The organism is Sulfitobacter litoralis (genome assembly GCF_900103185.1).
Classification (GTDB): domain Bacteria; phylum Pseudomonadota; class Alphaproteobacteria; order Rhodobacterales; family Rhodobacteraceae; genus Sulfitobacter; species Sulfitobacter litoralis.
The window spans coordinates 45,244-70,841 of sequence record NZ_FNJD01000017.1 but is presented as its reverse complement, the minus strand read 5'-3'; the positions used below and the strand labels follow the sequence as shown (position 1 = coordinate 70,841).

The 25,598-nt window shown below is 60.5% G+C and carries 25 protein-coding genes and 1 other RNA gene; 12 read left to right on the top strand and 14 right to left on the bottom strand.

Annotated elements, in window-relative coordinates:
* The first annotated feature begins 123 nt into the window (after positions 1-123).
* Positions 124-900: a Bax inhibitor-1/YccA family protein gene (locus BLQ98_RS13430; RefSeq protein ID WP_093733819.1), complete on the top strand. Its 777-nt coding sequence runs from the start codon at positions 124-126 to the stop codon at positions 898-900.
* A 234-nt stretch (positions 901-1,134) separates the two neighbouring features.
* Here BLQ98_RS13430 and BLQ98_RS13425 read toward each other — a convergent pair whose 3' ends face one another.
* The 7 genes from BLQ98_RS13425 to gatC form a co-directional block, all read right to left on the bottom strand.
* Positions 1,135-1,824, bottom strand: coding sequence for a VIT1/CCC1 transporter family protein (locus BLQ98_RS13425; RefSeq protein WP_093733818.1), 690 nt, complete (start codon positions 1,822-1,824; stop codon positions 1,135-1,137).
* A gap of 126 nt (positions 1,825-1,950) precedes the next feature.
* On the bottom strand, positions 1,951-2,118 hold the full coding sequence (rpmG, locus tag BLQ98_RS13420; RefSeq protein WP_005852281.1) for a 50S ribosomal protein L33: 168 nt from the start codon (positions 2,116-2,118) through the stop codon (positions 1,951-1,953).
* A gap of 182 nt (positions 2,119-2,300) precedes the next feature.
* An RNA gene (gene rnpB, locus BLQ98_RS13415) (RNase P RNA component class A) lies at positions 2,301-2,712 on the bottom strand.
* 100 nt (positions 2,713-2,812) lie between these two features.
* The gene (locus BLQ98_RS13410) at positions 2,813-3,472 is read right to left on the bottom strand and encodes an N-acetylmuramoyl-L-alanine amidase (protein WP_093733817.1); all 660 of its coding nucleotides are present in this window, start codon (positions 3,470-3,472) and stop codon (positions 2,813-2,815) included.
* Positions 3,473-3,477: 5 nt separating this feature from the next.
* On the bottom strand, positions 3,478-4,224 hold the full coding sequence (locus BLQ98_RS13405; RefSeq protein WP_093733816.1) for a hypothetical protein: 747 nt from the start codon (positions 4,222-4,224) through the stop codon (positions 3,478-3,480).
* Between the two features lie 38 nt (positions 4,225-4,262).
* Positions 4,263-5,750: an Asp-tRNA(Asn)/Glu-tRNA(Gln) amidotransferase subunit GatA gene (gene gatA / locus BLQ98_RS13400; protein WP_093733815.1), complete on the bottom strand. Its 1,488-nt coding sequence runs from the start codon at positions 5,748-5,750 to the stop codon at positions 4,263-4,265.
* The gene (gene gatC / locus BLQ98_RS13395; protein WP_005852277.1) at positions 5,750-6,037 is read right to left on the bottom strand and encodes an Asp-tRNA(Asn)/Glu-tRNA(Gln) amidotransferase subunit GatC; all 288 of its coding nucleotides are present in this window, start codon (positions 6,035-6,037) and stop codon (positions 5,750-5,752) included. Before gatC ends, gatA begins: the two co-directional genes overlap by 1 nt.
* A 190-nt stretch (positions 6,038-6,227) precedes the next feature.
* Between gatC and BLQ98_RS13390 the strand changes: the two genes are divergently transcribed.
* Positions 6,228-6,920 (top strand): metal-dependent hydrolase, encoded by a 693-nt coding sequence (locus BLQ98_RS13390; protein WP_093733814.1) that lies wholly within the window; start codon positions 6,228-6,230, stop codon positions 6,918-6,920.
* A 7-nt stretch (positions 6,921-6,927) separates the two neighbouring features.
* On the opposite strand, the gene BLQ98_RS13385 is transcribed toward BLQ98_RS13390, so the two are convergent.
* Genes BLQ98_RS13385 through BLQ98_RS13375 form a run of 3 tightly spaced genes read right to left on the bottom strand, consistent with a single transcriptional unit; the run spans position 6,928 to position 8,440 of the window.
* Positions 6,928-7,362 (bottom strand): hypothetical protein, encoded by a 435-nt coding sequence (locus BLQ98_RS13385; RefSeq protein ID WP_093733813.1) that lies wholly within the window; start codon positions 7,360-7,362, stop codon positions 6,928-6,930.
* Positions 7,359-7,979, bottom strand: a complete 621-nt coding sequence (locus BLQ98_RS13380; protein WP_093733812.1) for a DUF5671 domain-containing protein — start codon at positions 7,977-7,979, stop codon at positions 7,359-7,361. The genes BLQ98_RS13385 and BLQ98_RS13380 overlap by 4 nt, the downstream gene beginning before the upstream one ends.
* A 5-nt stretch (positions 7,980-7,984) precedes the next feature.
* Complete coding sequence (locus BLQ98_RS13375; protein WP_093733811.1) at positions 7,985-8,440, bottom strand: nucleoside deaminase; 456 nt, start codon at positions 8,438-8,440, stop codon at positions 7,985-7,987.
* Between the two features lie 64 nt (positions 8,441-8,504).
* Here BLQ98_RS13375 and BLQ98_RS13370 point away from each other — a divergent pair, with 64 nt between their 5' ends.
* The 10 genes from BLQ98_RS13370 (at position 8,505) to dtd (ending at position 17,004) form a co-directional block, all read left to right on the top strand.
* Entirely contained in the window at positions 8,505-9,515 is a 1,011-nt protein-coding gene (locus BLQ98_RS13370) for a pseudouridine synthase (protein WP_093733810.1), read from the top strand.
* Between the two features lie 97 nt (positions 9,516-9,612).
* Positions 9,613-9,843: a hypothetical protein gene (locus BLQ98_RS13365; RefSeq protein ID WP_093733809.1), complete on the top strand. Its 231-nt coding sequence runs from the start codon at positions 9,613-9,615 to the stop codon at positions 9,841-9,843.
* Positions 9,844-9,846: 3 nt separating this feature from the next.
* Positions 9,847-10,734, top strand: a complete 888-nt coding sequence (locus tag BLQ98_RS13360) for a 5-bromo-4-chloroindolyl phosphate hydrolysis family protein (protein ID WP_093733808.1) — start codon at positions 9,847-9,849, stop codon at positions 10,732-10,734.
* A gap of 37 nt (positions 10,735-10,771) precedes the next feature.
* On the top strand, positions 10,772-11,947 hold the full coding sequence (locus tag BLQ98_RS13355; protein ID WP_093733807.1) for a toxic anion resistance protein: 1,176 nt from the start codon (positions 10,772-10,774) through the stop codon (positions 11,945-11,947).
* A gap of 26 nt (positions 11,948-11,973) precedes the next feature.
* A complete protein-coding gene (locus BLQ98_RS13350; RefSeq protein ID WP_093733806.1) occupies positions 11,974-12,933 on the top strand; it encodes a DUF2927 domain-containing protein in 960 nt (319 codons plus the stop codon).
* A gap of 33 nt (positions 12,934-12,966) precedes the next feature.
* On the top strand, positions 12,967-14,091 hold the full coding sequence (locus BLQ98_RS13345) for an SPFH domain-containing protein (RefSeq protein ID WP_093733805.1): 1,125 nt from the start codon (positions 12,967-12,969) through the stop codon (positions 14,089-14,091).
* Between the two features lie 42 nt (positions 14,092-14,133).
* Positions 14,134-14,688: a cytochrome b/b6 domain-containing protein gene (locus BLQ98_RS13340; protein ID WP_093733804.1), complete on the top strand. Its 555-nt coding sequence runs from the start codon at positions 14,134-14,136 to the stop codon at positions 14,686-14,688.
* A gap of 66 nt (positions 14,689-14,754) precedes the next feature.
* Entirely contained in the window at positions 14,755-15,885 is a 1,131-nt protein-coding gene (locus tag BLQ98_RS13335) for a TFIIB-type zinc finger domain-containing protein (protein ID WP_093733803.1), read from the top strand.
* Entirely contained in the window at positions 15,882-16,556 is a 675-nt protein-coding gene (locus BLQ98_RS13330; protein WP_093733802.1) for a nitroreductase family protein, read from the top strand. Before BLQ98_RS13335 ends, BLQ98_RS13330 begins: the two co-directional genes overlap by 4 nt.
* Position 16,557: 1 nt before the next feature.
* Positions 16,558-17,004, top strand: a complete 447-nt coding sequence (dtd, locus tag BLQ98_RS13325; protein ID WP_093733801.1) for a D-aminoacyl-tRNA deacylase — start codon at positions 16,558-16,560, stop codon at positions 17,002-17,004.
* 59 nt (positions 17,005-17,063) lie between these two features.
* On the opposite strand, the gene BLQ98_RS13320 is transcribed toward dtd, so the two are convergent.
* The 4 genes from BLQ98_RS13320 to BLQ98_RS13305 form a co-directional block, all read right to left on the bottom strand.
* A complete protein-coding gene (locus tag BLQ98_RS13320) occupies positions 17,064-18,254 on the bottom strand; it encodes a beta-barrel domain-containing protein (RefSeq protein ID WP_093733800.1) in 1,191 nt (396 codons plus the stop codon).
* Positions 18,251-20,473, bottom strand: a complete 2,223-nt coding sequence (locus BLQ98_RS13315) for an ATP-binding cassette domain-containing protein (RefSeq protein WP_093733799.1) — start codon at positions 20,471-20,473, stop codon at positions 18,251-18,253. The genes BLQ98_RS13320 and BLQ98_RS13315 overlap by 4 nt, the downstream gene beginning before the upstream one ends.
* Positions 20,470-21,777, bottom strand: a complete 1,308-nt coding sequence (locus BLQ98_RS13310; protein WP_093733832.1) for a TolC family protein — start codon at positions 21,775-21,777, stop codon at positions 20,470-20,472. Before BLQ98_RS13310 ends, BLQ98_RS13315 begins: the two co-directional genes overlap by 4 nt.
* A gap of 136 nt (positions 21,778-21,913) precedes the next feature.
* On the bottom strand, positions 21,914-25,378 hold the full coding sequence (locus tag BLQ98_RS13305) for an Ig-like domain-containing protein (protein WP_093733798.1): 3,465 nt from the start codon (positions 25,376-25,378) through the stop codon (positions 21,914-21,916).
* Positions 25,379-25,598: the final 220 nt, after the last annotated feature.

Sequence of the window (25,598 nt, the reverse complement as noted above, 5' to 3'; positions counted from 1 at the left end):
TTCGCTACCTCGCGTATTTGAGTACGAAACTACTTGAAAACAATGGCGTGGATGCCGATATTTGACACAATACCAAGGTCGGAAAACCGACTTTGCAACACGTCTATTATTTGGAGGATATTCATGGCCGACGTGAACACAATCCGGTCCGCTGCCGGATCCCGCGCCGCCGCTATCGATGAGGGGCTGCGCACCCATATGAACAAGGTGTATGGCACCATGTCTATCGGCATGTTGATCACCTTTGCAGCGGCTTGGGCCATTTCTGGTCTCGCTGTTACAACTGATCCTTCCGCTGCAGCGGCGCAGATTGGTCCTGACAAATATCTGACAGCTCTAGGGGCTGCTTTGTATACGTCGCCACTGAAATGGGTGGTGATGCTTGCTCCGCTCGCCTTTGTGTTCGGCCTTAGCGCTGCAATGAACAAGATATCGGCTGCGACGGCCCAAACGTTGTTCTATGCCTTCGCTGCGGTTATGGGCGTCTCGATCAGTTCGATCTTTTTGGTCTTCACCGGATATTCGATCATCCAGATCTTCCTTGTTACCTCTATTGCTTTCGCTGGTCTGTCACTTTGGGGGTACACCACCAAAAAGGACATCTCTGGCTGGGGAAGCTTCCTTATAATGGGGGTGATTGGTCTGGTGGTCGCATCGATCGTGAACATCTTCCTTGCCTCGCCCGCGCTGGTTTTCGCGATCTCGGCTATTGGCGTTCTTATTTTTGCTGGTCTTACCGCCTATGATACGCAAAATATCAAGAACACCTATCTCGCCCACGCGCACCACGGTGATCAGGAATGGTTGCAAAAATCCGGCATCATGGGGGCCCTGAGCCTATACCTGAACTTCATCAACATGTTCATGATGTTGCTCCAGCTGTTCGGCAACCGCGAGTAAGACACGTTGTCTAGCTTGATACGGCAGACATAAGAATAACGCCCACCGGCTTTCGATCCGGTGGGCGTTTTTTTTGTCGTAAATACACGAGAACTTTGGCGGGTGAAAATAGGTCTGAGCTGAACAAGCCTCGCCCGTTCAGACCAATTTGCTCCGTTAAGACATAACTTAGAACGGATGCTCCGGCCGTGTGCGAGACACCTCCCGCGTTGGACTTAGCGGCCTGCGGCGACCCTATACCGCCACTTCGAAGATGTGGCCCAGTCCAGCGGTTACCGCCATCGCTAGCACCCCCCAGACCACGGCGCGGATACTGGCAGCCCGCATGGGTGCCCCCCCGAGCCGGGCACCGCCACCACCGAGTAAAATCAGTGCGAGCACGGCAGTTACGGCAATTGGCCATAGCCCCTGCCCCACAGGCGCACAGAGCGCGGCGAGCAGAGGGAAGGCCCCACCTAGGGCAAAGGCAAGGGCCGAAGCACCTGCGGCCTGTAGCGGGTTCGCCTGCCCTGCCAAACCGAACATGCCAAGCTCTTCACGCGCATGCGCCCCCAGGGCGTCATGGTCCGTCATCTGCGCCGCAACCTCAACGGCGAGCGCGGCATCGACACCGCGACTCTCTAACCCTTCGGCCAGCTCTTCCAGCTCGTAGTCGGGGTCTTCTTCCAGAGCGACGCGTTCACGCTCTAGATCAGCGGCCTCCACATCGGCCTGCGCCGAAACAGATACATATTCCCCTGCAGCCATCGATAACGCCCCTGCCGTCAATCCGGCGAAACCGGTTAGGGCGATATTGCCCGTCTCCATGCCTGCCGAGGTGACGCCGACCAAAAGGCTAGAGATTGAAACGATACCATCATTCGCCCCCAAGACGGCGGCGCGCAGCCAGTTGCTGCGGTTGATGTAATGGCCTTCCTTGGGCATGACCCGCCTCCTTGCGCTCAACGCGACACAGGCCCGCAACGGCAGGCCTGTTCAACTGTCCGGGGTATAGAAACGCAAAAGGCCGCGCACTAGGCGCGGCCCTCATATCGCGTCGACGGTAAGATCTTACTTGATCTTGCCTTCTTTGTATTCAACGTGCTTGCGAATAACGGGGTCGTACTTTTTGATGACCATTTTCTCGGTCATGGTACGAGCGTTTTTCTTAGTGACGTAAAAATGGCCTGTGCCCGCGGACGAGTTCAGACGGATCTTGATCGTGGTTGGCTTCGCCATAGTCGTTCTCCTGCAACGACGAGCCGGCCGCTGTTCGACCGCTCGTGAAATCCTGAGTTTTGGGTTCTAGTCACGCCTGCGCCTGTGTCAACCGCTATTTCGAACTCACGGCCCAAACGAACCGTAAAAATTGATATTTTCCGGCATTCCCACCCCGAAATAAGGAGAGCTGGCCCATAAATATGCGCGGAAGGCCTATAAGCCGGATTTTGTCCCCGCTTTACAACGGGGGATGACCATTCCTCTGACCACACAGTTACCTGCATGGCTACAGCTGCCAACCCGGACCTGCTGGGGCAGAAGTGGCCCCGCCTTGCCTGTTGCCAGACACGGCGCGCGGTCCCTATTTGGCATTGCTCCCGGTGGGGCTTGCCTTGCCAGAGATGTTGCCACCTCCGCGGTGCGCTCTTACCGCACCGTTTCACCCTTACCTCTTTGGTGGTATCGGTTGCCCGACCCGTCAAAGCGGCGGTCTGTTTTCTGTGGCGCTATCCGTCGGGTTACCCCGCCCGGGCGTTACCCGGCACCGTTTCTTCTGGGAGTCCGGACTTTCCTCGACCTTGTTACCAAGACCGCGGCCATCCAGCCTTCCGCGCGCTGCACGCCTAGCGCCTAAATTCGGGTGGGGTCAATGTGTTTCGCCAGACGGATGCCTTCGGCGAGGATTTTTAACCATTTGGAAACGGGTATGATGCTACAGATTATGCCCAAGGACCATATCATCAGCGCAAAGTGGCCCCTTGCGCCAAGGTGCAAAGCGCAGGCGTGTGCTTTGTAACAAAAGGTCTACGTCATGCGTGGCCGTGTAGCCCGCCGCACGTGCTGCCGTGACAAAGGCATCGACCGTAGGATCGACAGTCGCGGGCTCGCTGCTTCCTTTTCCGGCGAGGTTCTGTCGTGCAAGACGGGGCCAGTCGAACCGTGGGCCGGGATCCACCTTGCGCCCAGGAGCCATATCGGAATGGCCTATGACCCCTTCTGGCAGGATCGCCCAACGGTCCATGATGCCACGCAGTAACGTCTCGAGCATGGCCATCTGCGGTTCGGGAAACGGGTGAGTGCCCCGATTATCGAGCTCGATCCCGATGGAGCGGGAATTGATGTCAGAGTGCCCCTGCCACTCTCCGCCCCCCGCATGCCAGGCACGCTGATCTTCTGGCACCAGCGGCACTGTGTCGCCCGTCATGGTGATGAGGTAATGGGCCGAAACTTCGGCCTCGGGGTCACAAAGGCGCGCACAGGCGGCTTCGGCGCTATCCATTGCGGTATAGTGCAACACGATCAAAGAGGGCCGCAGCCCGTTCCGGCGCGGCCCATGATTTGGAGATTTATAGTGCAGCGGCGTGCCAACCATCCGGCCTAGCCCCGCACCCCTTTGCGGTAGGGGCTTGGATCCCAGTTGCAGGCATATCCATCGCCGTCAGGGTCCATGCCATCGCGGTCTTTGGTCGGCCCGCCAGCGCTTAGAAAGGCGATCTGTGCTTGATCGGGGTGTGAATACTGTGCGCAGGCCCGCGCGAACTTGCGTTCTTTGTTGAACCCGCGACGGGTATATTGCGCGGTGCCAACGGCATGGGAATTCTGCAATGCGTAGGCAACGATATTGGGGCCGGCGTCGGCGCGATCCGGAAGCGCCTCGGGCTGCACCACACGATATTGCGCACGGTTGGCCGCGATGCGGGCCGCATCGCCTTCGATACTGCGCTCATCGGCCACCGCGTCAAAGTTGTTCTCTTGCGAGATCCCCCCTGCCCCCAATACTGGCGGCGCAGGGTTCGACGGGCTGGCGTTGACCGGTGCCACACCCGAATTGGTCGCGGCATCGTTGCCCAGACCACCGGGACGCGTGGCATCGAGGATACGCGCCGTTGCAGCGGCCGTAGCCGCGGGGGAGCCATCATTGACGGCATCCAGCGGCGTGGCATCCACAGCAGCCGGTGCCGGCATGCTTGCCACCGCCCCGCCGGCCAGTGCCGTATCCCGCTGCGCTTGCGCGGCATCGAATGAGCCGTCGAACCCGACGCCCCGTCCACTGTCGGGGACCGCGGGTTGGCAGGCCGAAAGGGCGAGCCCCAAGGCTGCAACAATTGAACAACGTATCATCATCGGACCTGCTTTATCTGCTCTGGTTTATCGGCGGGGGTTTACCACCATTTTTGCGGCTTGGCTACAAAGCCGGCCGCCTGCTCTAGCGCATAGGCGGTAGACAGTAGATCGGCCTCTTCCCATGGGCGACCAATAAGTTGCAAACCAAGGGGCAGCCCATTGTCGCTGATACCAGTCGGCAGCGCGATACCAGGCAGCCCCGCGAGGTTCACGGTGACCGTAAAGACGTCGTTCAGATACATCGCCACCGGATCGGCATCCGTCATCTCGCCCAGACCAAAGGCCGCCGACGGCGTGGTTGGTGTCAAGATGCTGTCGATACCTGCTGCAAATGCGTCTTCGAAATCTTTCTTGATCAAGGTACGGACCTTACGTGCCCGGTTGTAGTAAGCGTCGTAGAACCCCGCGCTTAGCACATAGGTACCAACCATAACACGGCGCTGCACCTCGGCCCCGAACCCTTCGGCGCGGGTCTTTTCGTACATCTCGGTGATGCCGTCGCCGTGGTCCAGCTTGGCGCGGTGGCCATAGCGCACCCCGTCATAGCGGGCGAGGTTCGACGAGGCTTCCGCCGGCGCGATCACGTAATAGGCAGGCAAAGCGTATTTCGTGTGCGGCAAGGAAATATCGACGATCTCGGCCCCGGCATCGCGCAGCATGGCAATACCGTCTTGCCACAGTTTATCGATCCCTGCGGGGATGCCATCAATGCGGTATTCGCGCGGGATACCGATCTTTTTGCCCCGAATGTCGCCCGTCAGCGCGGCTTCGAAATCGGGTACGGCCAGCTCGGCAGAGGTGCTGTCTTTGGCGTCATACCCGGCCATAGCGCCCAACATGATTGCCGCGTCGCGTACGGTTTTGGTCATTGGCCCCGCTTGATCCAGCGAAGAGGCAAACGCCACGACGCCCCAACGGGAACAGCGCCCATAGGTTGGCTTGATCCCCACTGTGCCGGTAAAGGCCGCAGGCTGGCGGATCGAGCCGCCCGTATCGGTGCCGGTTGCCGCCAGACACAGGTCTGCGGCTACAGCCGCGGCCGACCCGCCCGAAGACCCGCCGGGTGTCAGCGCTGTCTCATCACCCGAACGCCGCCAAGGGTTGACGGCATTGCCATACACGGAGGTTTCATTGGACGATCCCATCGCGAATTCATCCATGTTGAGCTTACCCAACATCACCGCGCCACTATCCAGCAGATTTTGCGACACAGTGCTTTCATACTCGGGCACGAAGCCTTCAAGGATCCGCGACGCGGCCTGCGACGGCACACCTTTGGTGCAGAACAGATCCTTGATGCCGATGGGCAAGCCACACATCGCAGGCGCATCGCCGGATTTGATCCGCGCATCTGCCGCCTTGGCCTGATCCATCGCAAGATCACCGGTGTGGTGCACGAATGCATTCAGCGCGCCCGCGCCTTCGATGGCGGTCAAACATGCGCCGGTTAGCTCGGCCGAGGTCACATCGCCTTTGCGCAGCGCATCACGTGCTTCGGCAAGGCCCAGTTTGTTCAAATCAGCCATTATTCAACCACCTTCGGAACCGCAAAAAATCCTTCACGCGCATCGGGCGCATTGGCCAACACTTTGGCCTGCTGGTCGCCATCGCGCACCACGTCCTCGCGCTTTTTCAACACCTGAGGTGTTACGGATGTCATCGGTTCTACCCCGTCGACATCGACTTCGTTCAGCTGTTCGATAAAGCCGAGGATATTGTTGAACTCTTGCGCCAGCGCGGGCAAGGCGTCGGGTTCGACCTTGATGCGGGCCAGTTTCGCCACCCGTGCGGCTGTGGACTCGTCAATGGACATGGGCGCTCCTTCATCTGATTGGGTGCCGTTTATCGCCCCCTGCCCGCCCCCGCAAGTCTGGCCACTGCTTCTAGCGCTTGATCGCGCCGGTTGATCCTTCATTTTGCCAAATAAACTCCCGCCGGAGGCTCCCCTTCGTACAAACACGCGCTACAGTCCGCGAAAGACACCACATAAAGGGAAGACCAAAATGGATATCATCTGGCTCGGCCACGGCAGCTTTCGCATCGAGATCGAGGATCAGATTCTGCTGATCGACCCTTGGCTCACTGGCAACCCGATGCTGGACGACGCGCAGCACGATGCCGCACTGTCCGGCGTGACGCAAATCCTGGTGACCCACGGGCATTTCGACCACACCCAAGACCTCAAGATGGTCGCGGAAAAAACCGGTGCGCCGGTTGCGGGCATGGTTGAACTGATGGGGTATTTCGGCGCGCAAGGCGTGGAAAACACCACGGGCTTCAACAAAGGCGGCACGATCCGCTGCGGCAAGGTTGACGTGACGATGGTGCCGGCATCGCATTCCTCTTCGGTCGATGGGGACGCGGGCCCGATCTATATGGGGGCTGAAATCGGCTTTATGATCAAGGGCGAAGGTCACACGGTCTATGTGTCGGGCGATACCGATATTATGGCGGATATGGATTGGATGGGCGACTACCACAAACCCGACATCGGCATCCTGAGCGCGGGCGGTCATTTCACTATGGATATGGCCGGCGCGGCCTACGCGGCCAAGCGGTATTTCGACTTCAAAACCGTGATCCCCTGCCACTACCGCACCTTTGACGCGCTTGAGCAATCGGCTCAGGTGCTGGTCGACGGTTTGCCCGGCGTGGATGTGATCGAGCCCGAAGTGCTCAAGGCAATCACGCTATAGGATCCCCCTATTCAATAGAAACGGCACGCTCCCCGATAAAGCAGAGGGTGTCGTCGGCGGGCAGGGCAATGTTGCCTTGATCAAACGCAGCTTTGCGCGCCTTTTGCGAGTTCAGCGCCAGCGTCGTACAAACTTCGAACGCGGTGTCGCTGAAGCGACGATACACATAAGGTGCGCCGCTCGCTGGGTCGCCACTGGCAAGGATATCGTACAGGCTGTGGCGCGTGCTGGGACAATAGGCGTCATCCGTCAGGGTCTGGGGCAGCGGCTTGCGCGGGTGGCCGATGCACATGAGATGACTGCGAAGGATCCGCAGGTCACTGATGCGCTGCTTGTCCTCGCGCGCCAGTCGCGCCTGCTTTGGTCCACCTATCACCATCAAACCACCGACAATGGCCCCGCCGACCAGCAAGCACATGCAGATCAGTAGCAGTTTGTTCACGCAGGGGCCTCTTCGCGCAGGTCCCGCACATAAAAACCGAATATGCCTCCCGCCACTACCAGTACCACCAGCGCCTTAACGATAAATTGCAGCGTCAGATCACCGGTCAGCAGTGCATAGATCGTGGCAATTGCATCCCCGAGCAGGGTCAGCGCAGCCAAGAGCAGCCCGATATAGATCATCCATTTGCGGATCGCGGACCGGTAATGCGCAGGGTCGCGCGCAAGTTTCTGCCGCTCCCGCAGGGTCAGCCAGAGGTACAGCGGCGCAGTCACGATCAACACGGCAACACCCCAGCGGATTGGCCGGTCACTGTCGCCGTCCCCTGTGGCAAAGACCAGATCAACCAGCGCCTGCAACACAACCACCAGATTGAATGCCCCAAGAATCAGGACGCAGAACGTCAGCGCATAGGTAAAGAAATCCCGCGCAGACACCGTCGCCACGGGGCGCGGAACGGGCGGAGAGAACGGCATCTCGTCCCATCCGTTCAGGGCGTCCTGCACCTCTGCGCTGCGCCAGCCCGCGTGGGCCAGCGCGGCAGCAATCTCGGGGCGGGACTTGCCTGCCGTCAGCGCGTCGCGCACGAAAATGCTTAATTCATCCCGTTGGGCCATGGGGCTTATCCTTTTCGTTTCGCAGCAAAAAACGTCTTCAGCAGCTCTTCGCTCTCGGCGGCGGCGATGGCGTCATAGACGTCGGGGGCGTGGTGGCATTGGGCATGGGAAAACACCCGCGCGCCCTGTGCCACTCCGCCTGATTTGGGGTCGGACGCGCCGTAGTACAACCGTGCCAGCCGCGCCGCGGAGATCGCCGCAGCACACATGGCGCAGGGTTCCAGCGTGACATAAAGTGCGTGCCCGCCCAGCCGTTCGAACCCCGCCGCAGCGCAGGCGGCGCGAATGGCCAGCACCTCGGCATGGGCGGTCGGATCATTCAGCTCGCGCGTGCGGTTGCCCGCTTGGGCCACGACAGTGCCATCAGCTGCGACAATGACCGCGCCCACGGGTACTTCGCCGCGGGCAGCTGCGGCGCGGGCCTGTTCTAATGCGATGGACATATAAGAGGTAAAGCTCATTCATGTCTCATGCCCGCAAACGCCGCCCTTTCGCAAGCGCAGGAAACAGGGTAAGCGCTGTGGTATGAGCGAAGATACACCCTCCCAGCCCCCGAAATCCGGCACCCCACCCGGTGACCGTATTGCCAAAGTCCTGTCCCGTGCCGGACTTGCCAGCCGCCGCGAAGCAGAGCGTATGATCGAGGCCGGCCGCGTGCGGGTCAACGGCGCGCAGATCGATTCGCCCGCGTTGAACGTGACGCCTGCCGATGCAATCACCGTGGACGGCAAGCCCGTCGGCGAGCCCGAACCACCCCGCGTCTGGCTGTACCACAAGCCCACGGGGCTGGTGACCACCAATCGCGACGAAAAAGGTCGCGGCACGATCTTTGATGATCTGCCCGAAGACATGCCCCGCGTCATGAGCGTCGGTCGGCTTGACCTTAACTCCGAAGGGTTGTTGCTGCTGACCAATGACGGCGAGGTCAAACGCAGGTTGGAATTGCCCTCGAACGGCTGGCTGCGGCGCTACCGCGTGCGGGTAAATGGCCGGCCCACCGATGATATGCTCGAACCGCTGCGCAAGGGCATCACGATTGATGGCGAGGATTTCCAACCGATGACGGTATCGCTTGATCGGCAACAGGGTGCAAATGCCTGGCTTACAATCGGTCTTCGCGAAGGCAAGAACCGCGAAATTCGCCGCGCGATGGAAGCGGTGCACCTGTCGGTGAACCGTCTGATCCGCACCAGCTATGGTCCATTTCAGTTGGGCGAGCTGAAACCCGGTGAGGTCGAAGAGCTGAAACGCAAGGTCGTCCGTGACCAGCTGGGCCTCGAGATTGCCGATACCACCGGCACCGCCGTCAAGAAAAAGCCCGCGCGCATCGTCAAACGAAAGACGCGCAAACCCGGAGAGCCAGGCCCCGGTCGCCCCGGTCTGCCAAAAGAACCCGGCGACAAGACCGCCACCGGCAAGACCATCCCCGGCAAGCCCAAGCCCGGCTATGGCAAATCCAAGCCTGCCCGTCCTGCGTCCGACGTCCCTGCGCCGCGCAAATTCGGCACCCGCGTGAAATCCACCCGTAAACCCTGATTTCTTTGGGTTTACGGCCCCTTGCCAGCTTCTTTTACGTGCGCGACCCTAGTCGATGGGCGGTACCGCGACTATATGTCGTGCAAAGGAAGGTCTGATGGGTAGATTGCTAGTCATTGTCGCCACGCTGGCGCTGATTGTTGCGTTTGTCGCCATTTTGGTGACAATCATTGCAAGGATTCTGGACGCAAGCCGTCGCGCATCGGCACCCGCGCAGGGACAGGAGATCTATCGCCCCATGGCACCGACACCGTTTCAGAAAATCACCTATGTCGCCCTGATCGTTTTGCTGTTCGGCGTGTCCACCGGCTGGCTTGGGGGGCTTTGATCCATGGCACAGCGCTTTGGCGGTAAATACAGCAATCAAGACACCGGCGGCGACGCGTCAGCCCCGCGTGAAGCCCGTGCAAAACGCATAGAGGTGGACCCCGCAAGCGGGCGGGCAACGCTCTTGTTCATCCCCGCCATTCCGCTGGTGTTCCTGTCATTGAACGACGGGGCTCAGGGGCTAGTCCTTGGCTTGGTGGCCGCAGCGGCGTTGACCGGTGCCGCGTGGATGCTGCGCGAAGGATTAAAAGCCGAAGCCGCCTATACCGCGCGCAAAGTGGCTGAACGCCCCGCCCTGCCGCGCAAGATCATCGCCAGCCTGCTTACCGGTGCGGGTGTGGCCTTGGCTGCCTATAAAAATGATCCCGGCCTGGTGGCCCCCGTGCTCTATGGCTTGGCCGCTATGGGGTTGCATGTGTCGGCCTTTGGCATCGATCCGCTGACCGCCAAAGGGATGGAAGGCGTGGACAGCTTTCAGAAAGACCGCGTCGCCCGAGTTGTGGACGAAGCCGAAAAGCACCTTGCTGCTATGAACACAGCCATTGCCCGCGCTGGCGACCGCCAAGCACGGGACCGCTTGGCTCAGTTTCAGGACACGGCGCGTACCCTGATCCGCACAGTGCAGGATGACCCGCGCGATCTGACGGGTGCGCGGAAATACCTGTCGGTCTACCTGTTGGGCGCGCGGGACGCGACGATCAAGTTCGCTGACATATATGCCAGCACGGGCGATGCGCAGGCGCGTGCCGATTATCTGGCCTTGCTGGACGATCTGGACAAAAATTTTGCCGCGCGCACCCAAAAATCGCTATTGGAAGACAAGACCGACCTGAACATCGAAATCGACGTGCTGCGCGAGCGGCTTTCCCGAGAAGGCGTGCGCCTCGATTAATCTGTCGCACCCGCAAGAACATAGGAATACTTGAACCATGTCTGATACCGTTCGTGAAAAAGCCACCCAATCTGTCGCGCTGGTGGATGAGGTAAACGCCCAAGTGCTGGCCGACCCCGCGCCCGCGGATGCTGTCGTTTCGCTTGAAAAGGCAGATGCGCCCCAATCGGCCGAAATCAAAAGCCGCATGGCAGAGATCGACATGGGCGACACGCAATCGATTATCGGTTTCGGCTCCGGTGCGCAGGCTGAGCTGCAAGAAATCAGCCAAGCGATGTTGCAAGACGTGCGGAACAAGGATGTGGGCCCTGCCGGTGATAGCCTGCGCAATATCGTGACAACCATCCGCGGTTTTTCGGTATCGGAACTGGACGTTCGCCGTGAACGCAGCTGGTGGGAACGCCTGCTGGGTCGCGCCGCCCCCTTTGCCAAGTTCACCGCCAAGTTCGAACAGGTTCAAGGTCAGATCGACCGCGTCACGGACGAGCTGCTGACCCATGAGCACACCCTGCTAAAAGATATCAAATCACTTGATATGCTGTATGAAAAGACGCTGCAGTTCTATGATGAACTCGCCCTTTATATCGCAGCAGGCGAGGCCAAGCTGGCAGAGTTGGACGCGACCACCATTCCCGCCAAACAAGCGCAGGTCGACGCCGCACCCGAGACGGATCAGGTCATGGTCGCGCAGGAACTGCGCGATATCCGCGCCGCGCGTGACGATCTGGAACGCCGCGTGCATGACCTGAAACTGACCCGTCAGGTGACGATGCAGTCGCTGCCCTCCATCCGCTTGGTGCAGGAAAACGACAAGTCGCTGGTTACCAAAATCAATTCCACCCTCGTGAACACAGTGCCACTGTGGGAAACCCAATTGGCGCAGGCGGTCACCATCCAGCGCAGCGTCGAAGCCGCCGCTGCCGTGCGCGATGCCAACGATCTGACGAATGAACTGCTGACGTCGAACGCTCAGAACTTGCGCGAAAGCAACAAGGTCATCCGCACCGAGATGGAACGCGGCGTTTTCGACATCGAAGCGGTCAAACAAGCCAACGCTGACCTGATCGGGACCATTCAGGAATCCCTGCAAATTGCGGACGAAGGCAAAGCGCGCCGTGCCTCTGCCGAAAAGGACCTGCAGGAAATGGAAGCCAATCTGCGCGACACGTTGGCCTCTGCCAAAGCGGTCAAGCCCGCACCCTCTTCGGTTTAATCCCTTTTACGCTTGGAGCGCGCGATATGGCATGGCAACGGTTAGGGCGGGCAGGATGGTTCGGCACGGTGGCAATGGTTGCCGCGCTTGCCGCCTGTACCCCGCAGCCCCCGGTTGAACCGACGCTGAAGCCCATCGCGCGCCCCGAAACGCCACCGGCCCCGCCGCCTGTGGTGGCCAAGCCGACGTCGCAAAAAAGCGCCAAGCTGCGCAGCTATTTCCATCAGATTCAGCAGGCGCAGCTTAGCCAGGGCCTTTTGCGACGTGATGGTGGCGGGCAGGATACGCCTTTTTCTGCCGGCATGCTGGTGCGCAACTTTGAACAAATTGCCTTTTACAACGAATACAACGCCACTCTGACCGGCCGTGGGGACAAATCCCCGATGCGTCGCTGGGAACGCCCCGTGCGGATGGAGGTGGTTTTCGGCGACGGCGTGCCCCCGTCCGAACGCGCGCGTGACGAGGCTTCGATCAAAGATTACGCCGCCCGTCTGGCCGCGACGACGCAGCATTCCGTCTCAGTCGGGGGGAAACCGAACTTTATGGTGATCGTCGCCGGCGAGGACGACCGGTCCGATGCTCTGGCCCTCGCAGCCAAAAGCATCCCCGGTGTCACTGCCGAAAGCCTTGCCGCGCTCAGCGATCTGCGCCGCGATACCTATTGCGTCGTCGCAGCCTATGCCGGGGGTGCGGACCCCAACATCTATACTGCTGCCGTGGCCGTGATCCGGGCCGAAAACCCGTCGCTTATGCGGCTGTCGTGCATCCACGAAGAACTCGCGCAGGGGCTTGGCCTTGCTAATGACAGCCCCACCGCACGCCCGTCGATCTTTAACGATGACGACGAATTCGCGCTGCTGACCCGCCATGACGAGCTTTTGCTCAAGATGCTTTATGATCCTCGTTTGCATGCTGGCATGACCGCCGAAGAGGCCACCCCCGTCGCCCGCGAGATCGCAAATGAACTACTTGGCGGGCCCGTTTAACCCGCCACCGACTTCCCCCGAAAGGACCAAGACATGGGTATTCTCGATTTTCTCTCTGGCCAATTCATCGACGTTATCCACTGGACCGATGACACCCGCGATACGATGGTGTCGCGTTTTGAGCGCGAAGGCCACGAGATCAAATACGGGGCCAAGCTGACCGTCCGCGAGGGTCAAGCTGCGGTGTTCGTCCACGAAGGCCAGCTGGCCGATGTGTTCACGCCCGGGCTTTATATGCTTGAAACCAACAACATGCCGATCATGACATCGTTGCAGCACTGGGATCACGGCTTTAAAAGCCCCTTCAAATCCGAGATTTATTTCGTCAACACCACCCGTTTCAATGATCTGAAATGGGGCACCAAGAACCCGATCATCGTGCGCGACCCCGAATTTGGCCCTGTGCGCCTGCGGTCCTATGGCACCTACTCTGTCAAAGTGTCGGACCCTGCTCGGTTCCTCACCGAAATCGTCGGCACCGATGGCGAATTCACCATGGACGAGATCAGCTATCAGATCCGCAACATCATCGTGCAGGAATTTTCGCGCAGCATCGCGCTGTCCAATATTCCGGTCATGGATATGGCCGCCAATACCCGCGAACTGGGCAAAATGGTGAGCACTGAAATTTCGGCCACGATTGCAGAATACGGCCTGACCATCCCCGAGCTTTATATTGAAAACGTCTCGCTTCCCCCTGCCGTAGAAGAGGTGATGGACAAGCGTTCCTCCATGGGTGTGATCGGGGATCTTAACAAGTTCACCCAGTTTCAGGCCGCCGAAGCCCTGGGCCGCGAAGGTGCTGCCGGTGCCGCCCTGCAAACCGGCCTTGGGGCTGGGTTGGGGATGCAGATGGGTCAGGCTGCTGCCGCCCAGACTGGCCCGTGGGGGCCCCGCCCCGCTGCCGCGGCCCCTGCCTCCCACACGCCTCCTCCGCCACCTCAGCCTGACAAAGTCTGGCATTTGGCCGAGAACGGCCAGACCAAGGGTCCGTTTTCCAAGGCCGCCTTGGGGCGCATGGCTGCCGATGGCGGGCTGAAACGCGAAACCTATGTCTGGACACCGGGTCAGGATGGCTGGCTGAAAGCTGACGACGTGGCAGAACTGGCGCAGCTCTTTACCGTGCTGCCGCCCCCGCCGCCGCCCGCCGGTGCATAAAGCGATCTGAAACTCAGATGGGGCGGCCCACGTGTCTAGGCTATGATCACACCCCGCCGACCCTTGCTGCCCCACCGGCGCACCCTGATGAAACTGTTGCATTGGGGCATGGTGCCCCTGTTCGTCTGGTTCTTGCTGGTGCAACCGTCTGACGTGGCGCGGATCGGGCCTGCGGCGGTGCGGTTTCATTCTGTCATGGGACTTGTTTTTGTCAGTGCGGCGCTGCTGTGGTGGGTCCACTATATGCGATGCGGATTGCTGGGCCGCCCCGGCCCCAAACTGACAGGCTGGGCCCGCTGGCTGCATCCTGTGCTGCATAAAACCCTGATCTGGGGTATCTTGGGTGTCGCGCTCACGGGGCTTATGATCGGGATTACCTCTACTGTGCAGCTATGGGCCGGGGGCATTGTCCCGATTGCCGTACCGTTCGACCTGCCACGTGCCAACGACTGGGTCGGCCTGATCCACAGTATCGAATTTTACGCCCTTGCAGGCATCGCGCTCGCCCATTCAGGGTTTCACATCTGGCGCCACATTCGTCTGCGCGATAACGCCCTGCGGATCATGGCCCCCAAGCTGCTGCACCGTTTTTTATAGCCCCGCTCTGGTCGCAGCGGGCGCGGTGCCCTATGTCTGGTGCAGGCCTGACCAAAGGACAGCTCTATGCCCGCCAGCACCGGCTTTGACGACCCCGCCCTCCCTCCGACGCCAAGCGAGGAACACCGTTTTCCATGCGATACCTGCGGGTCCGATCTGCGGTTTGATCCCGAAAGATATCTGCTGGTCTGCGACCACTGCGGCAATACCGAGGAAATCTCGGGGGCGCGCGGTGTGCATAGCCCCATCGCCGAGCTCGATTTTCAAGCCGCCCTCGCCAGCGCGCTCCCGCAATCCCAGATGGAGGAGACCCGCGTTACCACCTGCCCCAACTGCGCGGCGCAAGTGGAATTCGACCCCGGCAAACATGCAACCGAGTGCCCGTTCTGCGCGACGCCTGTGGTGATCGACACAGGCCTGAACCGCCACATCAAACCCCGCGCTGTGCTGCCCTTTGGCCTGACCGAAAATACCGCACGCGATGCCATGACAGACTGGCTGGGCAGCCTTTGGTTTGCCCCCAACGGCTTGCAAGAATACGCGCGCAAGGGCCGCAAGATGCAGGGGATCTATGTGCCCTACTGGACCTATGACGCCGACACCCGATCCAGCTATTCGGGCGAAAGGGGCACGGTCTATTACGTGACCCAGACCGTCATGCGCGACGGCAAGCGCGTGCAGCAGCAGGTGCCCAAAATCCGCTGGCGGGCGACCTCGGGTCGTGTGGCGCGTTTCTTTGATGATGTGCTGGTGCTGGCGTCAACATCGCTCCCGAAACGGTTTACCGATGCACTCGCCCCGTGGGATCTGGCGGCGCTTGAACCCTATGCGCCGGAATACCTCGCCGGTTTTCGCGCCGAAGCCTATGCGGTCACGCTTGACGAAGGCTATGCGCAGGCGCGCGAGGTGATGGACGCGATGATCCAGCGCGACGTGCGTTTTGATATCGGCGGCGACCGCCAGCGCATCCACAATATCCAGACGCAGGTCAGTGATGTGACGTTCAAGCATATCCTCCTGCCGGTCTGGCTGGCGGCCTATAAATACCGCGGCAAGACCTATCGTTTTGTCGTCAACGGCCGCACCGGCAATGTTCAGGGGGAACGCCCCTATTCCACCGTCAAGATCACCTTTGCGGTGATCCTCGGCCTGATTGTCGCCGGGATCGTCGGCTATTTTATGGCACTGCAAAAATGACCCAGATCGATACGTTGACCGACATTCTCAAGGCGCGGTCGTCCTGCCGTGCTTTCCGCCCCGATCCGGTCGATGACGCGGTGATCACGCGCATCGTCGAAACCGCCCGCCATGTGCCGTCGTGGTGCAATGCGCAGCCGTGGCAGCTGACCGTCACCAAAGGGGCCGCGACCGACCGCTTCCGCGACGCGCTGGCGCAAGAGATTGCCAAGGGCACGCCCCCCGCCGCCGATCTCGATTGGCCCGCATCCTACAGTGGCGTTTACGGCGATCGGCGGCGGGCCTGCGGTTTCCAGCTCTATGACGCGGTTGGCATCGACAAGGCAGACCGCGCAGGTCGCACAGCGCAGATGATGCGAAACTATGCGCTGTTTGGCGCGCCCCATGTGGCGATCGTAACCTCCCCGGCAGAGCTTGGGGCTTACGGCGCGATGGACAGCGGCGGCTTTGTCACCGCCTTTACACTGGCTGCCACTGCGCTTGGCGTCGCCACCATTGCCCAAGCCGCCATCGCTGCCTATGCGCCCACCGTGCGCAGCCATTTCGACCTGCCGCAAGACCGTCTGATCCTTTGCGCGATTTCCTTTGGCTATGCGGACGACACAGCACCGGTCAACCGCTTCCGCACGCAGCGGGCCACACCCGCCGACATTATCGATTGGAAGGTCTGATATGCGCGCACTTCTCCAACGTGTTACCGACGCCTCTGTCACCGTCGACGGCCAGATCATCGGGCAGATCGAGCATGGCCTCCTGATTTTCGTCTGCGCCATGCCCGATGACACCCAAGCGACCGCTCAGACACTTGCTCAAAAGATCGCCAAGCTGCGCCTGTTTAAGGATGAAGCCGGCAAAATGAACCGTAGCCTCGCCGATACGGGCGGCAGCGCTCTGATTGTCAGCCAGTTCACCCTCGCCGCCGATACGTCCCGCGGCACCCGCCCCGGTTTCTCGCGCGCGGCCAAGCCTGATCAGGCAAAGATGCTGTACCAAGATTTCATCGTCTGCATCGAAGCCCTCGGCATCCCCGTCCAAACCGGCGCTTTCGGGGCCGACATGTCCGTCGCCCTGACCAATGACGGCCCCGTCACCCTCTGGCTCGACACGGAAAACCCCTGATCTTCCGAATGGAAAAAATCCTCGGGGGGTCAGGGGGGCCGACAGCCCCCTTGCCACGTCTACGGCTCGCGAAACGCCTCTTTGGACTTATAGAGCGGCTTTAAGAGATACTGCAAAACCGTCTTAGACCCTGTGTGCAGTTCGACGCTCGCCTGCATCCCCGGGCGGATCTGCAAAGACGCCTGTCGCGGGGTGAGGTGTTCAGTATCCACCTGCAGCGTCACCTTATAATGCGGATCGCCATCTGCCGCGCGGGACCGTTCGTCCTTGAACGTATCAGCCGAGATCAGTTTGACCGTGCCCTTCAACGTCCCGTAAATCGTATAGTCATAGGCTGACAGCTTGACCGTCGCCTCTTGCCCCGGACGTACGCCGGCGATGTTCTCTGGCTTGACGCGGGCCTCTACGACCAGCTCTTCGTCCAGCGGGATGATCTGCAAGATCTCCTCGCCCGGGCGCACGACGCCGCCGATGGTGGTCACACTCAGGTTGTTGACGATGCCGCGCAGCGGGCTGACCAGCACGGTGCGGTTCAACTGGTCCGTGCTCGCCTTGAGGTTCTGTTTCAGCGTTGCCAGCTCTTTCAGAACGTCCGAATACTCCTGCGCACGGTCCAGCTCTGTGCCGGTGACGATCTCGTCCAGTTTGATCCGCGCATCCGCATGGGTCTTGCGTGCACGCGTCACCTCGATCAGTGATACGATCTTTTTCTTGAGCATATTTTCAAGCAGTTCACGCTCTTTCGTGGCCTCGGTCAGCACCCGCCCCGCCCCTTCGGAGCGCGAGACAAAGTCCGATTGCCGCGCCCTCAACAACGCGCGTTCAGAAGCTACGATATCAGGGGTACGCGTGGCGAAGGCGTCGGGCACGTCAAAATCATATTGTCCGGCCAGCTCTGCCTCTAGGCGCAGACGGCGGATTTCAAAGGCGCTGATCTGATCGCGCAAGTCATCCACCGAGGACTGGAACTGCGTACCGTGCAACTTTGCCAGCACGTCGCCTTTCTCCACATGGTCACCCTCGCCCACGGCAAGCTCTGCCAGAATACCGCCCTCGAGGTTCTGGATGATCTGGGGCCGCGAGCTAGATATCATCGACCCTTCGGCGCGCACAATTTCATCGACCCAAGCAAAGGCAGCCCACAGCAGGAATACCAGCACGGATGCACCGCAGAGCCAGATCACCATGGACGGCCCGCGCATCTGCCCCGTCATCTGCGCCCCCAGCGGCGTGGTGCTGACAGAGTTCATGCGACATGCCCCTTCTGACCCGCCAAATGGGCGAGCACTTTTTCTTTTGGCCCGTCAACGGTCATACGGCCATCTTGCAGCACCAGCGTGCGTTCCGTCAGTGCAAGGATCGGCGCACGATGCGTCGCGATGATCGCAGTGCGTCCGGCCATCCAGTCTTGCAACCGCGAGACCAGTGTTGCTTCCAGTCGTTGGTCCAGCGCGGCCGTCGGCTCATCCAGCAAGCAGATCGCCGGATCCTGCAACCACAGGCGCGCCCAACCAATAGATTGACGCTGTCCTATAGACAGGCCCGCGCCTGCGTCCTTGATCTCTAGGTCCAGACCCTTGTGGTGGTTGCGCACAAACGGCCCCAGACCCGCAAAATCAAGCGCTGCGTGCAGGCGGTCGTCGTCACGCTCCAGCATGGTGAGGTTCAGGTTATCGCGCAGCGTGCCCGAGAACAGGCGCACGTCCTGCCCCAGATAGCCGATCAGCCGGCGCAGGTCGCGCGGCTCGATCTGGCCCAGCTCTGTGCCGTCAATCAGGATGCGCCCTTCGGTCGGAGCGTAGAGCCCGCTGAGCATTTTCAGCAGCGTCGATTTGCCCGATCCGTTGGCCCCGAGCACGGCAACATGCTGCCCCGGCTGGATCAGCATCGCTTTGATATCAACCGTCGGTGCGCCGTCGTCTTCATAGCGGAACATCACATCGCGCAGCTCGAACTGGCCTTTCAGCTTTTCGCGCCGCAAATAGGTGCGCGCCTCGGCGGTGTCCTGCGGTGCGGCGACAATCGCGTCGAGTCCGTCCAGAGCGCCTTTGACATTGCCCCATCGCGCCATCGTACCCGAAAGCTGCGTCAGCGGCCCCAGCGTCCGGCCTGTCAGGATACCGACCGCGATAATCGACCCCACGGTAAATTCCCCCGCAAACACCAGATAAGTGCCTACGATCACCGCGGCCACATAGGTGGCTTGCTGGACCCCTTGGCTCCAGAACGTGAGGAAGGACGCGAGCTTGCGTTGCTCTGAGGATTTAACCGACGACAAGGTGTTCAGCTCGGTCCACAGACGCAGCACGCGGTCCTCTGCCCGCTGGGTCTTGACCGTATCCAGTTCGAATATCGCCTCGTGTAGCAGCCGCGAGGATTTAGTCGACGCCCCTTGGGTTTCCTGCGTCAACTGGATCGCTTTCTTTTGCAGAAAGAACCCCGGCACCAGCATCAAGATGCCCCCAAGCACCAGCACCCAGACCACATTGCCCGCAATGCTGGCGACGAGGAACAGGAACACGAAAATAAACGGGATATCCGCGATCGTGCCGATAGTAGATGCCGTGAAGAATTCGCGCACCGACCCGAATTCCCGCATTGCGGAAAACAGCTGGTTCGGTGCTTGGCCGCGCGTGTCGGACCGCATCCCCAGCAACCGGCGCATCAGGATGTCCTGCACCGACAGTTCGATCTGCCGCCCTGCCCCGTCCATCAGACGCGCCCGCGCCATCTTGAGGAAGGCCTCCATCAGCAGGGCTAGCCCCGCACCCGCTGCGAGCACCCAGAGCGTCGCTTCGGACTGGTGCGGGATCACGCGGTCATAGACCTGCAACGAAAACAGCGCCACGGCGACAGCCAGCAGGTTCGCCACAAACGACCCCGTTGCGACCTCTATCAACTGGCGACGAAAACGCGGAAATTGCCCCCAGAACCAATGCGCAGGCGCACCGTCGGTTTTATGGGTTTCCGCCACTGTCTTCAGCGAGGCTTCGGCGCGCAGCACCAAGCCTGCAAAGAAGGGTTTGAAATCGCTGATCGGCACCATCGCGCGGTTGTCGGTGCAGGTTGTGTCATAGAGGATCAGATCGCCGCGCAGCTGGCCCATGACCAACAGCACCTGCCCCGATGTCATATAGGCCAGGGCCGGCCACATATCTTTCGAAATGCCCTGCACGCGGCTGACCTGAGTAACCAGCCCTGCTGTTTCCATCCCACGCGCAAGCGCTTCGGCCTCGACATGCGGATCGTTGCCATGCTGCGGGGCCGCGGCAACTACGTCAAAGATATCGCGGGGGGCGGTGGTGACCCCAAGTAATCCGGCATAGGTCGCGGCGAGTTTCGCGCGCGCCATGATACGGTCCTCGGGGCGATTGGCATTCTCTGCTTTGGGCTGCACCGCCTCCGTTGCCGCCATTCGACCTTGGTTGCCGTTGGTGATCGTCAGCGTAAAGGTCGGCTTCTGGGTCAAATCGCGCTCCCGTCCGCCAGCACACCCTGAATCTGCGCCATTTCGATCTTCAGACGCACTGACTCGTATTTAAGGGTGATTTGCGATTGTTGCTGGCGCGAGTATGTCTCGTAAACGCCGACCACATCCATGACCTGACGCTGACCGGCGTCATACTGTTCCTGAAACAGATCGAGATTGCGTTTGGCCTGTACTGCAAGGGTCGCGGCTTCGCTCGCCTGACGGGTTTTGGCGCTCAGCTGCTTTTCCAGACGGCGCAACGTGCGGTTCGCGTCTTCGATCGATTGACGCACTTTGCGCGTGGCGGTTTCCTCGGCCATGCCCGACGCGTCAAGCGACGCCTTGGTGCCCAGACCCAGCAGTTGATCCGACCCAAGGCTCAGCCCTGCACCGCCGCCTTCACCAATGGTTGCTCCCGCGGACAGGCCCGGCAGCAATCCGGCACGTTCAACCTTGGACGCCGCAATGGCGCGGGTCTTTTCGGCTTCGGCACGGACCACGGACAGCGGCGCGCCGGCAAAGCTGTTGACGGGGACCTCTGGCACGCCGTGCATCGCGTCAAGCGGGTGAACCGACATCGCGTTCAGCTCGGACATCGAGGTCGCTTCGCGCTCGACCGAGGCATCAAGCGTGGCACGGATTTCCAGCAGTTTCTGGCGCAGGATGGTCAGGTCGGACACATCCGATACGCCGCCTTTGACACGTTCCTGCATCACCCATTCGAAATGGGTCATATCCTTGAGCGCGACACGGTTCAGCGCCGCGGTATCGCGCGCCTCGATCGCGTTGGTGTAGAGCTTCAGCGCGGTTGCCACGCGGTTGTTGGTGTCTTGCGCCAGCGACACGGCAGCGACTTCGACGTCGGCCACAGCAAAAGCGCGTTCGCCCGCGCGGCGGCCATTATCGAACAGCACTTGATCCACCACCAGATTGGCCGCGAGCGACCCCAGCGAGGTGAGGTTGACCTGTGGCCCGATCTTGGGGAGCCAGTTCTTGCTCGCGGCCTCGGACCGCAACGTTGCGGCGCGCAGCTCTGCCTCGGCGGTGCGGCTGTTGGCGGCCAGCACAGCGGCGGCCACCTGATCCGACACGGTACCATCGGGCAAAACAGAAGACCGCAGCGCCAGACCTTGGATGATCTGGCTGTCTGCGGTGATTTTTTCAGCGTAGGTGGGTTTCATCGCCTGCGAGGCGTCGGGGGTGCGGAACCGTGTGACAATGTCGGTCGGCATCAGGTCACCGGGCATCATGCCGCTGCCGAAATCCGACATGCAGCCGGATAGGGCCAGCGCTGCTGCGCATATGCCCCCTGCCCGTTTTACACTCTGCCTCATTAGCCTGCCCTTAGCGTGCCGGTTTTTTTATTTTGAAAACGCTTGCGGTCGTTGCCGCCTGCGTGTGCCACCCGCGCCCCCTTGGACAGAGGGCGCGGTGCAGTCGTTAGACGATGACGTTGATGTCGTTGTCGATCAACAGCGTGGCTTCGTCACCCAAGGTGTAGATGTCATAGGTCTGATTGCCACGTACCTCGGACCCTCCACGTTGCGCACCGGTGATCGTCACGGTGTCGTCGTTATGCCCGTCGATGATCAACTCGTTTGTGTTGCTCGACAGGTTGACCAACGCGGTTTCAGTGATGGTCAGCTGCGCCTCTTCGGCGAATTGCAGATCAACGGTTTCGATGTTGTAGTTGCCCAGGTTCGGGTTGGTCAGATTAAGCTGCGTATTTGCCGCCTCGTCATCCAGCGCCAGATATGTGCCCGAGAAGTTTCCCGCCGCATCCGTTGCCGTCACGATCAGGTCGGACCCGTCCGGTACATTGCTGTTGAACTGAAAGTTCCGCTCGCCGATGGGGTCAATGTCAAAGCTGGTCGACTCCACTTCCGAGATGGAGCGGTCTGCATGCACTTGATGCACGTCCAACGTATCGGGGCTGATCTCGGTCGAGATACCTCGGATGCCGTCGCCGTCGCGGGTATAAGATGCGATGACGGGGCCTTCGGGGGCATAGGTGTCAATCGCCAGTGTGTCGGTGATCGAAGCGATGTTGCCGACACGGTCCGTCGCCGTGACCGAGATATTGGCATCATAGGTGCCTTCGCGGATTTCGGAGGGCGGGATCGTCACCGACCAGTTGCCCGCGCCATCTACGAAAGCGGTGTAGTTGGTACCGTCAAAGTTGACCACAACGCTTGATCCGGCTTCAACCTGACCGTTTAGATCAATGCCGGTTTGCGCTTCGCGGGAGCTGACCACACCGTCATTCCCGCCTGCTTGCGCTATCTCGAGCGGGTCAACGACCGTGTCGATCAGCACGCCGTGGCTTGCCGTGGCGGTGTTGCCCGCTGCATCGGTCGCCTTGACAGATACGGTGGTGTTGATCGTGCCTTGGGACACCTGCCCCGGCGCAAAGGTCACGGACCAGTTGCCATTGGCATCCACAGCCCCATTAACCGACGCGCCGTCAAGCGTCACAATGATGGACGACCCGATTTCAGAGGTACCAGTGACCAGCACGCCGCCATTTTCCAGACGCTCTGCTCCGCTGATGATGTCATCGCCTTCGACCGTGTTCAGCGACAGGTTGTCGACGCGGGTATCCACGCGCACGCTGTCAGAGGCGCTGCGGCTGTTACCTGCGGCGTCGGTCGTGGTCGCGCTGATGTCGGCGGTATAGACGCCTTGGGCAACTTCGCCGGCGGCGTAATATGCTGTCCACTGGCCGCTGCCATTCGCCACAACCGTATGTGTTACACCGGCCAGCGTGACCTGTACGACCGCGCCCGCGTCTGCGGTACCGGAAATGGCCACACCGTCGCTTGCTTCGGCAGCGTTAACCACATCATCGCCTTCAACCGGCAGCGGGCTGATGGTGAGCGATCCGGCTTCGGTATCAACAGTGACTGTTTGCGACACGCTATCCACGTTGCCCGCTGCGTCTGTCGCGGTGGCGGTCATTGTGCTGGTGTAGGTGCCTGCAGGAATATCGCTGGGGGCAAAGCTGACTGTCCATGTGCCATCTGCCGCAACCGTCGCCGCGCGCGAGATCTGACCAAGCTGGACCATAACAGACGAGCCGGGCTCGACCGTGCCGGTCATGACGATGCCCTGCGCTGCCTCTGTCGCGTTAATCACGCCGTCGTTGCCGCCGGTCTGACCGGTGAAGGCCAGATTATTCACCAGTGTGTCGATCTCGACCTGGCTGGTTGCGGTCGCGGTGTTGCCCGCCGTATCGGTTGCCACAGCCGTGACAGTCGCTGTTGTCTCGCCGGTTGGAATGTCAGTGGCCGCGAAATCAGCGGACCAGTTGCCGTTTGCATCAACCACCGCATCGCGTGTCGCGCCGCCAAAGCTGACCTGAACGGTCGAACCCGGCTGCGATGTGCCGGTCAGCGTCACGCCGTCGCCGCGCTCTGCCGCGTTGATGACGCCGTCGACTTCGACCGCATCCGCCGCAATCGCGACCTCGGAGACGGTATCCACCACCAGCTGCTCGGTCGAAGTAGAGCTATTTCCAAAAGCATCGGTCGTTACGATGGTCACATCGCTGATGTATTCACCTGCGGGCAAAGTGCCGGCCTGCCATGTCGCGGACCATGCGCCATTGTCTCCCACGGTCGCGTTGCGGGTGATGCCCCCGATGGTCAGCTGCACGGTCGAGCCGGGTTCGCCGGTGCCGTTCAGCGTGACGCCCCCCGCAAAGGAAGCCGCGTTAAAACTGTCGCCCACGGATTGCGTGCCGGATGTGACAGCGACCGTCGGCGCAACAGTATCCACCACCAGCGTTTCAGTGCTGGTCGAGGTGTTGCCATATTGATCGGATGTCGAAATCAGCACGTCGGATTCGTATTCGCCGCCCTGCAATGTGCCGGTTTCAAAGGTGACGGACCATGTACCGTCTTCGGCCACGGTGGTGCTGCGCGTGATGCCGGCGATTGTCACATCGACAGATGCGCCCGCCTCGCCGTTGCCGGCCAAAGTAACGCCATCAGCGAAAGCTTCACCGTTAAAGAAGTCGCCGACGCTTTGCGTACCTTGGGACAACGTGACCGTGGGCGCTGTGGTGTCGATAATGAACGTCGGACCGTCCAGCACTGCCTCGGTTCCGTCGGTTGTAACGACCACCTCGGCCTCATGATCACCGTCTTCGGGGAAGTTGTCGCCCTCGAACACCGCTTCGAATGTGCCGTCTTCGCCAATGATCGTTGTGACGTCCTTGTCGCCGATCGTGACGACAACGTCAGAGCCCGGTTCGCCGCCGCCCGTGACGATAATCTGTTCAACCGCATCGTCACCGCCCACGGTACCGGTGGTTTCCGCATCGTTCACAAAGGGTGCCGCCGCAGAGGAACCGCCGCCACCGCCACCGCCACCGCCGCCGATGACCGCCGCGCCACCCACAACTGCCGCACCGGCTGCTGCTGCAGCACCACCGCCGCCGACAACGCCGCCCAACAAGGGGGCTGCGAGCATGGATACTTCGTCATCGCCCGGCTCTACGCCGCCCGGCACTGATGCCACATCGCTGCGACCCAGATAGATCAGATCGTCAGAAGGGCTCCATTTGCCCCATTGTTCGGTCGGGCCGTACTGGGCATACAGACCGCCACCCTCGCCCTCGACAAAGGCGACTTCGTTCAGATAGCCATCCGCCGAAATAAACAAACGGTTCGCGACACCGGTGTCGTTAAAGTAATTCTCGATGGTGATGACCGACCCGTCATTGAGCGTGAGCACAAGATTGTCGCCCGAGCGCTGATGCGACTGGAAATCGGTCTGACGCAGGTTCAGCGATATTTCCTGACCTGATGTAGCCTGAATGACGTGGAAGTTTGCGTTTTCCGCAACCGTGCCACGTTGCAATGCGCCCGCTTGATCGCGAACGACGAAATCTATCGTCTTCATAATATCTGCTCCACCTCGGTACGCATTCTACGCGCGACACCTGAGAAAATTTTATGACCGCCAACGCGTTGATCGCATCGTGCAGCCGCCTGAATATGTTCGTCTTTAAATCGACGCTATTATTGTGGCAGAAGATAGCCGCCAAAACACATAAAAGCCAAGTTTAAACTGACACGCCACATTATTGCCTTATTTCCACGGTGCATCGCTGCCACAGTTT

Coding starts and splice junctions, on each gene's coding strand:
- BLQ98_RS13430 (WP_093733819.1), top strand. CDS start 124: ATGGCCGACGTGAACACAATCCGGTCCGCTGCCGGATCCCGCGCCGCC.
- BLQ98_RS13425 (WP_093733818.1), bottom strand. CDS start 1,824: ATGCCCAAGGAAGGCCATTACATCAACCGCAGCAACTGGCTGCGCGCC.
- rpmG (WP_005852281.1), bottom strand. CDS start 2,118: ATGGCGAAGCCAACCACGATCAAGATCCGTCTGAACTCGTCCGCGGGC.
- BLQ98_RS13410 (WP_093733817.1), bottom strand. CDS start 3,472: ATGGTTGGCACGCCGCTGCACTATAAATCTCCAAATCATGGGCCGCGC.
- BLQ98_RS13405 (WP_093733816.1), bottom strand. CDS start 4,224: ATGATGATACGTTGTTCAATTGTTGCAGCCTTGGGGCTCGCCCTTTCG.
- gatA (WP_093733815.1), bottom strand. CDS start 5,750: ATGGCTGATTTGAACAAACTGGGCCTTGCCGAAGCACGTGATGCGCTG.
- gatC (WP_005852277.1), bottom strand. CDS start 6,037: ATGTCCATTGACGAGTCCACAGCCGCACGGGTGGCGAAACTGGCCCGC.
- BLQ98_RS13390 (WP_093733814.1), top strand. CDS start 6,228: ATGGATATCATCTGGCTCGGCCACGGCAGCTTTCGCATCGAGATCGAG.
- BLQ98_RS13380 (WP_093733812.1), bottom strand. CDS start 7,979: ATGGCCCAACGGGATGAATTAAGCATTTTCGTGCGCGACGCGCTGACG.
- BLQ98_RS13375 (WP_093733811.1), bottom strand. CDS start 8,440: ATGAGCTTTACCTCTTATATGTCCATCGCATTAGAACAGGCCCGCGCC.
- BLQ98_RS13370 (WP_093733810.1), top strand. CDS start 8,505: ATGAGCGAAGATACACCCTCCCAGCCCCCGAAATCCGGCACCCCACCC.
- BLQ98_RS13365 (WP_093733809.1), top strand. CDS start 9,613: ATGGGTAGATTGCTAGTCATTGTCGCCACGCTGGCGCTGATTGTTGCG.
- BLQ98_RS13360 (WP_093733808.1), top strand. CDS start 9,847: ATGGCACAGCGCTTTGGCGGTAAATACAGCAATCAAGACACCGGCGGC.
- BLQ98_RS13355 (WP_093733807.1), top strand. CDS start 10,772: ATGTCTGATACCGTTCGTGAAAAAGCCACCCAATCTGTCGCGCTGGTG.
- BLQ98_RS13350 (WP_093733806.1), top strand. CDS start 11,974: ATGGCATGGCAACGGTTAGGGCGGGCAGGATGGTTCGGCACGGTGGCA.
- BLQ98_RS13345 (WP_093733805.1), top strand. CDS start 12,967: ATGGGTATTCTCGATTTTCTCTCTGGCCAATTCATCGACGTTATCCAC.
- BLQ98_RS13340 (WP_093733804.1), top strand. CDS start 14,134: ATGATCACACCCCGCCGACCCTTGCTGCCCCACCGGCGCACCCTGATG.
- BLQ98_RS13335 (WP_093733803.1), top strand. CDS start 14,755: ATGCCCGCCAGCACCGGCTTTGACGACCCCGCCCTCCCTCCGACGCCA.
- BLQ98_RS13330 (WP_093733802.1), top strand. CDS start 15,882: ATGACCCAGATCGATACGTTGACCGACATTCTCAAGGCGCGGTCGTCC.
- dtd (WP_093733801.1), top strand. CDS start 16,558: ATGCGCGCACTTCTCCAACGTGTTACCGACGCCTCTGTCACCGTCGAC.
- BLQ98_RS13320 (WP_093733800.1), bottom strand. CDS start 18,254: ATGAACTCTGTCAGCACCACGCCGCTGGGGGCGCAGATGACGGGGCAG.
- BLQ98_RS13305 (WP_093733798.1), bottom strand. CDS start 25,378: ATGAAGACGATAGATTTCGTCGTTCGCGATCAAGCGGGCGCATTGCAA.